Source organism: bacterium (genome assembly GCA_019695335.1).
Lineage (GTDB): Bacteria > CLD3 > CLD3 > SB21 > SB21 > JABWBZ01.
On sequence record JAIBAF010000086.1, the window covers coordinates 1 to 12,639 of the forward strand.

A 12,639-nucleotide genomic window follows, 5' to 3' on the forward strand; every position below is an offset into this window, starting at 1 on the left:
AAGCCGTCGATAAAGTTTTTCGCGGTGAAATTACCGACATGAAAACCATCGTCGGGCTTTTGTTGGGACAGAAGTTTTTATCGAAGTAATGCGTATCTGGAAATTGTAACGCATTTTATAACGTTGCAAACAAAGCAAAGGAGTGGATATGCCTAATCGTTTTCAGGATGACAACGACTGGCAGGAAAAAGAAGGCGACGAAGAAGAATGGAAAAAAGCGCACGATGAGTGGATGGCGCAAACCGATCGGGAAAACGCCGTCACACGATCGCCGAAAAAACACCATGATCCGCTGCCATGGGACGAAACCGCATGGGAAGTGTTTTTACAGAGCCAGGATAAAGACGGCCAGCGCGTGGTCGCCTATTATGAAAAATATTGGAGCCATTCCGATCGTGACCGTATGGTCGAAGAAGCTTTGGCTCTTTACCACGTCCGCGAGGCGCTCCGTCAGATCTATCCTCCTGCCAACAACGATTCAGTTTTTCAGAAATATCTTCACCACGAGTTCCAGCACATGGGCGTCGACGATCCCGAATCGGTCAGCTTTTTCGATGCTAAAGAAAACTCTCTGTATCAGATCACGGCTTACCGGCTCACGCGCGATTGTTATTTTCAACTTAAAGCGTGGACGGCTAATTTGCGCGAACCCATCCGCCAGAATAAACTGATCGAAAATCTTCAGCATCACGCCTGCGGCGCTTATACCAAAATTGCCGGCGGCCACATCATGGGTTATCATCTCTACACGATCGGCGGCAATATCGCTTTATGCAAACGCGGCATCCGTCACAGCAACCGCGTCCTCGACTATATCATGCGTGTCAAGGAACAAGGATGGATCGACGATGAAAAATATTTATACCTTGGCGAAATTGCCCTCGAAGCCCGCAATGCGCTCGGACTCCACATCGTCGACCTGCGTGATCAGTTTATCGCCGAAGTATAATGCGGCTTTTGAGTCAATGGCATTTATCGCGAAAGCAAGAGCTATGAAGTACCGTGTTCTGTTTTGTTTTTTTATCATGCTCTCATCAACAGGTTTTTCTCAAACCGATGACCAACATTATTTCGATTTTTGGGAAGGGAAATGGTACCAGGAAATCAACGGGATTCCCGACTCAACCAAAACAGTATTTAATGTAACGCGCGGCGTACATCCGTTTTCGTTTGAAGAAAATTGGACTATGACTTTTGATTCATCCAGATTGAAAGCAAAAGGAATCCGTGTTTGGGACGATTCGACTAGGGCATGGCAATACGTATGGATGAGTGAACGGGGACATTTTCAAATCTGGAGCGGAAAAAAAGTTGACGGAAATTGGTATATTTATCGCCCGTTCAATATTAACGGAGACGTGTATCTTTCCCGCCAAGCCTGGATACCGGAATCGCGCGACCGGCTAATGCGGATCAGCGAAAAATCATACGACCATGGCAAAACATGGAGCTTGCGATTTAAAGAATTTTACCGCAAAGTCAATCCATAAGCATGGTTTCGCATATTCTATCGCATCACAGTTCATTTAACTTTATCGGAAATCCATAAACATTTCAAGGGTCATACTATGATCATCGGAGCCCACACGATCATCTACAGCAAAGATCCGGATGCGGATCGTGCTTTTTTTCGTGACATCCTGAAGCTGACTCACGTCGACGTCGGCGGAGGCTGGCTGATTTTCGGATTGCCGCCGGCTGAAGTAGCTGTCCATCCTCACGACCGGAATGATAAACATGAATTGTACCTGATGGTAAAAAATATTGAAGCGTTTGTAAAGCAAATGGATGAAAGCCATATTGCCTGTGAATCCATACGCCATCAAGGCTGGGGATTGCTGACCACTATCACGTTGCCGGGTGGCGGCAAACTCGGCGTGTATCAACCTCTCCACGCGCGTCCGCGATCAATGAAAACGGCTTCTTCCAAAAAACCATCTCTGAAAAAATCCCGCACGAAAAAGAAATCGGGGAAAAAATAATGACCCGCCCTGCTTCTGAATACGAATTATTTGAACAGCAAACCTTTGAGAAAATCGACTTCACTCGCCGCAAACCCGTCCGCGGCAGTTATGAAAACTGCACGTTCCTCCATTGCAATTTTGAAAAAGCCGATCTATCCGGTTTCAATTTCCTGGAGTGTACATTCAGTCATTGTAACTTGAGTCTCGCCAATATTGCCGATGCCACGATCAAAGAAACAGTCTTCAACGAATCCAAATTGCTCGGTATTGTTTTTGAAAAATGTAATGCTGCGTTATTTTCGGCAGATTTTGAAAAATCCGATTTGAGCATGTCGTCATTCATTAAATTAAAGCTTAAAAAAATCCGGTTCAAAGGCTGCAATTTACGTGACACGGATTTTGCGTACGCCGATTTAAGCGCGGCCGTATTCGACGGTTGCGATCTAGCCGGAGCGAAATTCGACAGGACTATTTTGGAAAAAGCCGACTTGCGGACGTCGTATCATTTCTCCATCGATCCGGAAGCCAACCGGATTCGCAAAGCGAAATTTTCAATGCAGGGCGCTCTCGACTTATTGACCAAATACGATATTGAAATCGATTGAACCGTAAAGGAGAATAAACCATGAAATTGATCCCGTTATTTCTTGCCGCTATCCTGATTGCCGCGTGTGCCAATCCGATCACTTTCGAGGAAACGAAAGCCAAGATCAAAGCTCAGAACGAAAAACTGCATCAGGTCGTCGCCACGAAAAACACCGATTTGCTCAAAGAAGTGTACGCCGACGATGCCAATTTTCTTGCGCCCGGGTTAGGTATTGTGCAAGGCCGCGACAGCATTATCGCGTTATGGAAAGACGGATTGGACGACGTGCTGGAAATGCATTCCGAAACCATTGACATCGGCGGCACGACGGATGTCGTGTACGAAGTCGGGATCGTCGAAAACAAAATCCGTTCGGCCGATACCGTTTTCATTTCCCGCGCTAAATACAGCAATGTCTGGGTGCGCGATACTCAAGGCAACTACCGCCTCACGGTAGACATCTGGAATAAAATGAATTGACTAACCGGTTTTATCTTGATTCCATTCCGTCCGGTGTGTAGTTTTGAGTACACTCTACCGGAACCATTTTTACCATTTCTTGTTTTTTTACTATCATTATTAAGGAGGTTGCTATGAAACGCTTATTCAGGAAGATCGCGCTTCTGATGACGCTGGTGTTATCTATTTCTGCAGTTTCAGGTTGTTACGGCGGATTTGCACTGACAAAAAAAATTTACAAATGGAACGGAACCGTCGGCAGTAAATTCGTCAATTCGCTCGTCATGTGGGGTTTATTCATTCTACCGGTGTACGAAATATGCGGCGTCGTCGATTTCCTGATCCTCAACACCATCGAATTCTGGCAGGGATCGAACCCGATGGCGATGAAACCGGGTGAAAAAGAGACCCGTACGGTCGCGATCAAAGACCAGGAATTCGAAATCACGGCTACGCAAAACCGTTTTGACATTACGGCGTTGTCGGGCGAACATGCCGGTGTGACCAGCACGCTCGTGTATGATCCGGCGACGCAAGCGTGGTATTGGCAAGCCGAAGACGGGCTCAAGAAAATCGCACAATTTAATCCACACGGTGAAGAACTCGTACAGTTTATTAATCCTAACAGTAAGTAAGCTTTACATAGCCTGTAGATTACACTAGAGCGGAATGTGTTTCCGCTCTTTTTTTATCTAATTTGATCAATCAATTCTTGACGATTCCAATATCAATTACCTTTTTTGATTGTTTCGTCGATTACCCCTTATGGGTCATTTCTAAAATTAAGTGTGCCAAAATGAAACTCAGACTCGTAAAATGTTCAGACAACTTCCCCATCACTACATCACACATGGAGTTTTTACATGAGACGTTACGTCGTTGCATGCTGCACCCTGTTCTGGTTTGCGATGGCCTTGTCGGCCCAGACCTACAAAGATTCCGACCTCATTACGGCGGATAAGCTCAAAGCGCATCTGACCTTCATTTCATCCGATCTGCTTCAGGGACGCGATACACCGTCGCCCGGACTCGATCTTGCCGCCGCCTACATTGCGGCCAATTTATCGCAGTGGGGCGTCAAACCTGCCGGCGATAACGGAAGCTACTTTCAGAAAGTTCCTTTGTACCTGAATAAGATCAATCCGTCCGATACTTATTGTGAAATTGCCGGCGCACGATTTCCGTTTGGCGAATTCATCGAATCCTCGTCTACTGCCGAAGGCTCCATTTCAGCCGAGGCTGTGTATGTTCAGCACGGATGGATATTCCCGAAGCTAGGCATCGATCCTTACGCCGGTATCGACGTGAAAGGCAAAATCGTCATCACGCACGGCGGCTATCCGCCCAAAGGGCTCGATCCGAATGACGTCGCCGGTAAAAAAGGCGTTGACTTCATCTTGCCTTACGACGCCGCCAAAGAACGCGGCGCGCTTGCCGTCGTGTACGTTGCAAGCATGTATGTCGCGACGAACTGGCGTGAATTCGAACGGCGTGCGACCGAAAACGGCAGTCCAAGTCTTGAAAAAAATCCAATGATTGCCATCAATGCCGGTCCGAAGCTTCTACAGGCAATTTTTGCCGGTGAAAAATATTCAGCGTCGGCCATTATGGGCGCAGGATTACTCGGCAAATATCCCGAATCCTTTGCATTCACTTCCGGTAAAAAAATCACCGTCAAAATTTCGTTTCAATCCGGCATGGGCGCTACGCAAAACGTTGTCGGGCTTGTCGAAGGTACGGACCTCAAAAATGAATACGTCGCGATCGGCGCGCATTACGATCACCTTGGCATCGGCGCCGAAGTCAACGGCGATAAAATCTACAACGGCGCGGATGACGACGGTTCCGGCACTGTCAGCGTGCTCAATATCGCCGAAACCTTTGCGAAAGGACAAAAACCCAAACGCTCGATTCTTTTCGTATGGCATGCGGGCGAGGAAATCGGCGTCTGTCTCGGCTCGTATTACTTCACGACTCATTCCACCGTCCCGATCGACAAGATTGTCGCGCAGCTTAACATCGACATGGTCGGCCGCAGTAAAAAAGCCGGCGATCCCGGCAATCCTGTTCTTACCGGACCCAACGAACTTTATCTCATCGGTTCCAAAGCCATGAGTTCCGACCTCGAAAAAATCAGCGAGCGCGTCAATAATTCATTCCTCAAACTTTCATTCAATTATAAATACGATGACGTACGCGATCCGGAAAGATTTTTCACGCGCAGCGATCATTATCATTACTCGCAGAAAGGCATTCCGATTATATTTTATTACGCCGGTGGGCATGACGATTATCACGAACCGTCCGATTCCATCGAAAAAATCGATTTTATGAAAATTCAGAAAATCGCGCGTACGGTTTATGCAACCGCATGGGAAATCGCCAGCGCCTCTTCCCGTCTCAAAGTCGATCGGACATTGCCGGATGAATGGCAATTAGCGAAATAGTGTTGTGTTTAACTAAATAAATGAAAGTAGACAATATGAATTTAAAAACATCTCTTTCATTCGCTACGATGCTACTTTTAGCCGTATCAATAAGTCAGATAAGTTCGGCTCAAAACAGCTCGGAAGAGTTTATCATACCAAGAACGAACTCAAAAGCGGTCATTCAGCAAACTATAGCATCAACCCGGATCGAAATTAGTTACAATAGACCCAATAAACGGGGCCGCAAAATTTTCGGCAATCTTGTTCCCTATGACAAAATCTGGCGGACAGGCTCCGATGAAGCTACCGAAATATATTTTAGTACACCCATACGCCTGGCCGAAACTCCTATTGACTCGGGACGATATGAATTATTTACAATTCCGGGTGAAAAGGAGTGGAAAGTCATTTTACAAAAAAATCACCATCAATGGGGATCTTACAAGTACAAGCCGGAAGACGATGTGGCAAGATTTTCAGTGACGCCAATAAAAACCAGCAAGACTGTTGAAACCTTTACCATGAGTGTGGATAGCATAGGTTCTAATTATGGAATTCTCAATATTGCCTGGGATAACATTGTTGTTCCCATTGCATTGAAAATCGATTTAAAGAGTACCGTCATTCCCAATCTTGAAAAAGCGCTGTCAGAAGGTGATCGCCGCCCCTATTTTCAAGCCGCTATGTTTTATTTTGAAAATAACATCGATATCAACCGGGCGGCCGAACTCATGTCGCTGGCTCTCAAACGAAACCCTCAGCACATAGGGATGCTCTATAGGTATGCTTTGATTTTAAAACAAAAAGGAAATTTAGCAGAAGCCATAGCGGCATCGGAAGAATCCCTTAAAGGAGCCCAAAGCGCTGACTCTGAGTTAAAAGCCGAGTATACACGATTAAATTCGATTTTGCTCGATGAACTTAAATCTATGAAAAAATAAAAAACTTATCTTCAGTTTAAATTCATAGCGTTTGTCTCGATGCTATTACTACATGTCGCATCTTTACCGTGCCGAATTGAAAAAACCGATTTTACGAAAATTCAGAAAATGCGCAAACGTCTCCGAGTCTTCTCAGCAGTTTCTTGATTTGCAAATTCCGCGAATATTCCGTACATATTATTATATTGGATCAATTCGGAGTTTGATCTATGGCATTGATGTTTAAATGCAGTCTGATTTTTCTGGTATTTTTTATTCCAGGATGTCAGGAAGATGACATCGATCCAGTGTTTGAGTCGATTACCTTATTGCATGAGGATACTGATCGTATCAGCTTTATCTCTTTCGACCCGTCTGAAACTCACCTGCTCATGATAAAAAAAGAGGACTTGTATTCCCTCGACATTCCATCCGGAATCCTAACCCGTCTTACGTATTCAGGGCATATCAAAAGCGGCCGTTATTCGCCGGACGGAAAAAAAATAGTATACCTCCTTTTAAGAGATACGCTACCTGAACCATTTTATACTCCGTACGATTTCCGAGGCGCTAATTTAATTTTCGTCATGAGTGCGGACGGCTCCAATCCTATACAGATAACTCCTGAACAGGAAACTATCTATTATGTTAACGATATTCATCCTATCTCACAGACGATTTGCTATATTTCCTACCAATCTTTTCGCAACTTTTCAACGTATAAGTCCTATCTTATCGAGATCGATGGTTCGAATAACCGATTGTTGACCAATCAGGATTCATGGTTTTTTACCGGCAACGGAGAGCACGTTATGGTCGGCAATACGGATTCGGTACTGAATCTCACTACACTTGATGGAACTTTTGTAAAGAATCTCGTAACTGATGTTAGAGTCATGGGCATTTCGGCTGACCGGAATTCTTTTGTTTATTTGAAGAACGGCATTCATAAATTTTTCTTCGAAAATGGTTCGACGGAACTGCTTTGGGATTTCGATCCGCAGTCTTATTATTTTTGGAAATCGCCTGCTGATAATTTTCTTCTTATAGTAAGCTACGATATGAAACGTATGTATTGGGGTGATATGTCGACACACACGTTTCGTCCTATTTCACCTAATCTGCAATTCTGCTTTACACATGACGATTCTAAATATGTATTCGTTGAATTTACTCCGGATAGTCTGTATACGGTCAATCTTGCAACGACCCGTATTTCTTATTAATCGGAAATGTCCATAATACTCTTTGGAAATCTTTTCTTTTGAGCTTGAGTTGTTCCTGTTCTAATGCTAAAATCTGAACACATATTCTTTTCTTTGGTCTTGATACAAAGAAAAGAACACACGACGTAGCCGCAACTGATCACCTACCTATAATTTGATTTGACATTTTCCATTCAGTATCGTACCATTTTATCTGATTTTTACAATATCATGAAATTTTCTTGAGGGAAACACGAATGCCGCTTTCTCAAACCATCAAACGTGAACTCAAAGTCGCCTTCTCCAAACATTCACAACCGGTTTGGTTCAGAATTGTAAAATACATTGTTTTAAGCGTTCTGATATACTTTTTGTGGGGAACGGATACGCTCTGGATTGTTTTATCCGTACTGTTCGTTCTGTCGCTGTGTTTACACTCCTGGTACAGATATAAAACAAAGAGTTGGACGCAAAGTTACGGAATGTGGAAATATCATTAATATAAACTTCAACCACCACGCACTTTACACAAAAAATGTGTATTCGGCGTGTGCGCCTTGGTATAATTGTTCGTTAAATTGTAAAAATTATGTACGACGAAACATTTTGGAATACTCGTTACACCGGCGATGAATACGTTTACGGAACGGAACCGAATTCATTTCTGGCAGAGCACAGTCACCTGCTCGCCGGGCCGGTTTTATCGCTTTCCGAAGGCGAGGGACGTAACGGTGTCTTCCTAGCGACGCGCGGTCTGGACGTGCTCGGCGTCGATATTTCAATGGTTGCGCTGGAAAAAGCAAAGGCGTTGGCTCAATCGCGCGGCGTGACAATCAAAACGGTGCGCGCCGACCTCGCCGCTTACACTCCCGAAGAAAATCATTTCGGTGCGGTCGTGTCCATTTTTGCGCACCTTCCGGGCGCGGTTCGGCAGAGGCTTTACCCCTTGATCGAACGCTCGCTGAAACCCGGTGGAACGATCATCATGGAATCTTACTCGGAGAAACAATTATCGCGCGATACAGGCGGCCCCAAAGACATCGACCTGCTGATGACGGTCGATAAAATCCGCCGGGAATTCCCGAATCTCGAGCATGTTCTCTTGCGCGAAGTCGAAAGAGATATTACCGAAGGCGGAGCTCATTCAGGCTTGGGTTTCGTCGTTCAATTTATTGGAAGAAAAAAAAACTGAATTCGTTTGTGCCTGCGGAAGGTTATTCAATTTAACATAAGAAAAAAAGCCCGATGGAGCGTGATTTCGATTATTTGTATAAATTGTTCGGTAACAGGAAGTTACTTTGATATTTATCGGCAAAATTAGCCATCATCGCATTGAAAGGACACTACTATGCTTTACAAAGCTACTTTTCTTATGCTCTTCTTCTCGCTCACGCTTGTAGGCCAGAATTCAGGAAGCATTGGTTTGACAACTCACTTATTATTTCCTGTTGGTAAATTTGCAGATCCAGATCAATCCGGGTTTGGAAACAGAGGCATAGGAGTGGGTGGAACTGTGACCTACGAATATTCACTAACTGCACACTCAAGCCTCGGATTAGGAATAGGATACTATAGATATGGTGAAAATCACAATTCTGGGCGCCAAAGCTATATTGCAATGGTACCCGTGATCATTGAACATTCTTACTACTTTAGACGTCAGTCAAGAATTGATCCATTTTTTCGTCTTGGTGTTGGAATCGTATCGGAAACCTATGCACAAACCAAGCCCTCAACATTCAAAGCTCACGCCGCACCATTCTTTGGCTCTTTGGCAATAGGGATGCAAAGCCCGGTGAATGAGCGTCTTGTTCTTAACTACGGACTTAGTTACGGTCTTGCCAAATCCAAGAATACCTATCTGGATTTTAAAAGTTTTGATGCTGTGAATCATATCGACTCTAACTTCTTCGGTGTCTTTCTGCAGGTAAAAATCAAAGTCTAATGGAGTCCATCGAACGTCTATGAAAAAAGCCTGAACCCTCATGATTTCGATTTATCGAACATAGAACACCTTGCTTCACGCACAATTGTTTCGGAAAATAAGCCTAAGAATTGAATCAAGCCTGATTGTTTATGAATTACACTCAAACAATTTACAGTAAAACTTTAAATCAGCTGGAACTTCGTTTTGAGCTGACGCGCTTAATTCAGGTTTTGTGTAAAAATCGTATTATGAAAATTGAACTATTATTTGGTTTTGCTTGGGGAAATGAATATAGAGATTGGGAAGCATTAGAAATCAGTCCAAATGATATTTCTACCGAGATAGAAAAAGCTGAATTAACTAAACTTGGTGCATTAGGTAAGGATGATGTTTTTATAACAATTGAGTCCTTAGAAACACAAGTTGTTTTTTGTCATGAAAGTGATATTCACATATCATTTAATATTACAAACGACTTGGTTTCTGAAATACGCAATATCTGGCAAAACAATAATATCATTAACGTTATAGGTATACTATGATTGATCAACTCATCGCAATTATTATCGATGAAGGAAAATGGCTGTTTTTCTCCATGGTCACGGCGTTCATGGTGACGCTGACGTTTCTCTATCGTTACAGAGATTCTGATATCGAAAAGCGCGTTCAAATCATGATGGCAATGAATCTCTTTTTCGGCCTTATGATCGGCGTCATGGCCTTCGGCCATCTCCTGGCCGTGACAACTAAGCATATCGTTGGAATTCTCGAAGGTTCGCGGCTTCGGTTCTACGCCATTGGTATCGCACTTGCCTTGCCGTCGTGGTCGCTCATTTACCACGCGCGGTCGCTCATCGTTGCCAATATCAATGGCAATCGAAAGACTCTCATCCTGAATACCTGGGTTGTACTCACACTCGCCGTGCTTGGACTCCATAATTTTCCGCTCGCCGTCACGGGTCTTCTTAACATCGGATATCAGTTGCATTCCAGGCAACATGTGGGTTGGGCAATTGTAACTCTTGCCATCCTCATCAACATAGCTCTCTTCGTCGGGTCGATGATATTCTTCGCAAGCGGACAGAGTTTCGAACAATTCCAGGGAATGGAATGAGTTGGTGTTTGTTTGGGAAATTTTAGTATATGTATGCCGCTTAATGGGCACAAATAATTGATTCACACGTTGCATACAAGCCTGCCCAAGGAAACCGCGCTATGAAGCACATTCTTTTGTTGTTTTTTAGTTCGCAAGCTTTGCTTTTAGGACAAGATTCCATCATCACAAAAGAGAATTGGCCGAATCATCCTGCCAGAAAACTCATTGTAGAGGTTGTTTCTGACATCGATGGCTTGATTCGCAATAACAAGCTGAAATCAGTTCGTGGAGAAAGCGCTTACAGTAAACCTTATGAACCAACCTTGAAAGAATATTTTGTCGATCAAAGTGCTCGCATCAGGAAATATATCGAAGCAACAGGATCCGATGACTCTGCATTGAATTTTGAATACTATTATGATAGTAAAGGCACACTACGATTTGTGTTTATTGAGGGTGGCGCTGTTAATGGTTCCCGTCTGGAACATCGAATATATTTCAGCGAAGCTGGAAAACGTATTTGGGAAAGTCATGAATACCTTCAGGGACCTGGATATACTTTCCCGGAGATTTGGCCGGATGCTGAACTTGTATTTAATCCAAAACTCAAATGAATAAGCCGGTATGACCTTGCGAAAAGGGCAAAAAGAAACTTCAATTTATTTCTTAAAGAATAACATATGTTAAAGAAACATTCCATTCTGCTTGGGATAGTTATTTCACTATCACTGTTGTGGATGGCTACGCGTTCTTATCCCGGCGGTTCACAAGTTGACAAAACTTCCATCGGCTATGATTGGAAGAACAACTATATCAGTAATCTCTTTGGAGAAATGGCAGTCAATGGAGCGGACAATACATCCCGATTTTGGGCTATAGGCGGAATGATTTTTCTGTCAGCAAGTTTAGCGCTATTTTTTATTGAATTTTCGAAGAAAATACCGGCAAAAGGCGCTGCCAATGTTATAAAATACTCCGGAGTCATTGCTATGGTATTGACTTTTCTGATAGCGACTCCGCTGCATGACCACATGATCACAGTCGCAAGCACCATGACCCTTATAAGTTTATTTTATATAACTGTTTTTGTATTCAAGTCAAAGCTACATCTATTCAAATTTCTATGCACGGTTTGTCTGCTTGTTTTCTACTGCAGCCTATATCTGTATTACACCGGTACATTCCTGAAGTTTTTACCAATCATGCAGAAAATTACGTTTGCCAGCATCATCGCTTTGGTTTTAGGGCTTGAATACTTTACCGGAAAAGAAGATTTTCAAAATATCAAAACTGGTAAGCAACACATCGGCGAAAAATACAACAAACCACTAACACACCTATGAAAAAAACATCCTTGATCATTCTCGCGCTCGCAGCGTCTTTCAGTTTTGGCTTCATTTTTAAAACCATCATCACACAACCAACTAACCATCAGGCAACTATGAAAAAAGTAACAGGCATTGGCGGCATTTTTTTTAAATGTAAAGATCAGAAAAAAATGACGGAATGGTATCAGCAACACCTTGGTTTAAACACCAACTCCTACGGGGCGACTTTCGAGTGGTATGAAGGCGCCGACAGCACCAAAAAAGGACAAACGCAATGGACGCCGTTTACCGAAACGACCAAGTATTTCGAACCGTCAACCAAAGATTTCATGATCAACTACAGAGTTGAAAATTTAGTTGAACTGGTCGAGCAGTTGAAAAAAGAAGGCGTGACGATCGTCGACCAGATTGAAACCTATGACTACGGCAAATTTGTCCACATCCTTGACGCCGAAGGAAACAAAATTGAACTATGGGAACCGATTGATTGAGTATTGACCACTGTTTACGGCTTATGAAAAAAAGATATAAAATAGCCCTGATCAGTTTCGCAATTGTTTATTGCTTTCTTTACTGGGTTAATAGTGTGACGAATGATAAGCCGACTCGCTATGTATCTGAAAACAGAAGCGAGTCGAAAAAGAATGGCCTTTATATTAGCGATTTAGTGCCATCTAAATTCCAGTTTATCTTGAGGAATGGGTCTATAGTTACCATTGATACTG

At 43.4% G+C, this 12,639-nt stretch carries 16 protein-coding genes and 1 pseudogene; all 17 read left to right on the top strand.

What is annotated here, in order from left to right; translation table 11 throughout:
* Positions 1–148 precede the first annotated feature (148 nt).
* The 17 genes and pseudogenes from K1X84_15425 to K1X84_15505 all read left to right on the top strand — a co-directional run bounded on the left by K1X84_15425 (position 149) and on the right by K1X84_15505 (position 12,405).
* On the top strand, positions 149–949 hold the full coding sequence (locus tag K1X84_15425; GenBank protein ID MBX7153018.1) for a hypothetical protein: 801 nt from the start codon (positions 149–151) through the stop codon (positions 947–949).
* A gap of 43 nt (positions 950–992) precedes the next feature.
* Positions 993–1,490, top strand: coding sequence for a hypothetical protein (locus tag K1X84_15430; protein ID MBX7153019.1), 498 nt, complete (start codon positions 993–995; stop codon positions 1,488–1,490).
* 78 nt (positions 1,491–1,568) lie between these two features.
* Positions 1,569–1,895, top strand: a pseudogene (locus K1X84_15435) (extradiol dioxygenase).
* A gap of 86 nt (positions 1,896–1,981) precedes the next feature.
* Positions 1,982–2,569 carry a pentapeptide repeat-containing protein gene (locus tag K1X84_15440; protein MBX7153020.1) on the top strand — a complete coding sequence of 196 codons (588 nt, stop codon included), beginning with the start codon at positions 1,982–1,984 and terminating at the stop codon, positions 2,567–2,569.
* A gap of 20 nt (positions 2,570–2,589) precedes the next feature.
* Complete coding sequence (locus K1X84_15445) at positions 2,590–3,030, top strand: nuclear transport factor 2 family protein (protein MBX7153021.1); 441 nt, start codon at positions 2,590–2,592, stop codon at positions 3,028–3,030.
* A 113-nt stretch (positions 3,031–3,143) separates the two neighbouring features.
* A complete protein-coding gene (locus K1X84_15450; protein MBX7153022.1) occupies positions 3,144–3,644 on the top strand; it encodes a DUF3332 domain-containing protein in 501 nt (166 codons plus the stop codon).
* Positions 3,645–3,872: 228 nt separating this feature from the next.
* Positions 3,873–5,456 (top strand): M28 family peptidase, encoded by a 1,584-nt coding sequence (locus K1X84_15455; protein MBX7153023.1) that lies wholly within the window; start codon positions 3,873–3,875, stop codon positions 5,454–5,456.
* Positions 5,457–5,491: 35 nt separating this feature from the next.
* Positions 5,492–6,379 carry a DUF2911 domain-containing protein gene (locus K1X84_15460; protein ID MBX7153024.1) on the top strand — a complete coding sequence of 296 codons (888 nt, stop codon included), beginning with the start codon at positions 5,492–5,494 and terminating at the stop codon, positions 6,377–6,379.
* A gap of 209 nt (positions 6,380–6,588) precedes the next feature.
* Entirely contained in the window at positions 6,589–7,584 is a 996-nt protein-coding gene (locus K1X84_15465) for a hypothetical protein (protein MBX7153025.1), read from the top strand.
* Positions 7,585–7,820: 236 nt separating this feature from the next.
* A complete protein-coding gene (locus K1X84_15470; GenBank protein MBX7153026.1) occupies positions 7,821–8,063 on the top strand; it encodes a hypothetical protein in 243 nt (80 codons plus the stop codon).
* An 89-nt stretch (positions 8,064–8,152) separates the two neighbouring features.
* A complete protein-coding gene (locus K1X84_15475) occupies positions 8,153–8,755 on the top strand; it encodes a class I SAM-dependent methyltransferase (GenBank protein ID MBX7153027.1) in 603 nt (200 codons plus the stop codon).
* A gap of 156 nt (positions 8,756–8,911) precedes the next feature.
* Positions 8,912–9,508, top strand: a complete 597-nt coding sequence (locus K1X84_15480) for a hypothetical protein (GenBank protein MBX7153028.1) — start codon at positions 8,912–8,914, stop codon at positions 9,506–9,508.
* Positions 9,509–9,639: 131 nt separating this feature from the next.
* Complete coding sequence (locus K1X84_15485) at positions 9,640–10,032, top strand: hypothetical protein (GenBank protein MBX7153029.1); 393 nt, start codon at positions 9,640–9,642, stop codon at positions 10,030–10,032.
* Positions 10,029–10,604 (top strand): hypothetical protein, encoded by a 576-nt coding sequence (locus K1X84_15490; GenBank protein ID MBX7153030.1) that lies wholly within the window; start codon positions 10,029–10,031, stop codon positions 10,602–10,604. The genes K1X84_15485 and K1X84_15490 overlap by 4 nt, the downstream gene beginning before the upstream one ends.
* A 101-nt stretch (positions 10,605–10,705) precedes the next feature.
* Complete coding sequence (locus tag K1X84_15495) at positions 10,706–11,200, top strand: hypothetical protein (protein MBX7153031.1); 495 nt, start codon at positions 10,706–10,708, stop codon at positions 11,198–11,200.
* A gap of 66 nt (positions 11,201–11,266) precedes the next feature.
* Positions 11,267–11,929, top strand: coding sequence for a hypothetical protein (locus tag K1X84_15500; GenBank protein MBX7153032.1), 663 nt, complete (start codon positions 11,267–11,269; stop codon positions 11,927–11,929).
* Positions 11,930–12,027: 98 nt separating this feature from the next.
* Positions 12,028–12,405 carry a VOC family protein gene (locus K1X84_15505; protein ID MBX7153033.1) on the top strand — a complete coding sequence of 126 codons (378 nt, stop codon included), beginning with the start codon at positions 12,028–12,030 and terminating at the stop codon, positions 12,403–12,405.
* Positions 12,406–12,639 lie beyond the last annotated feature (234 nt).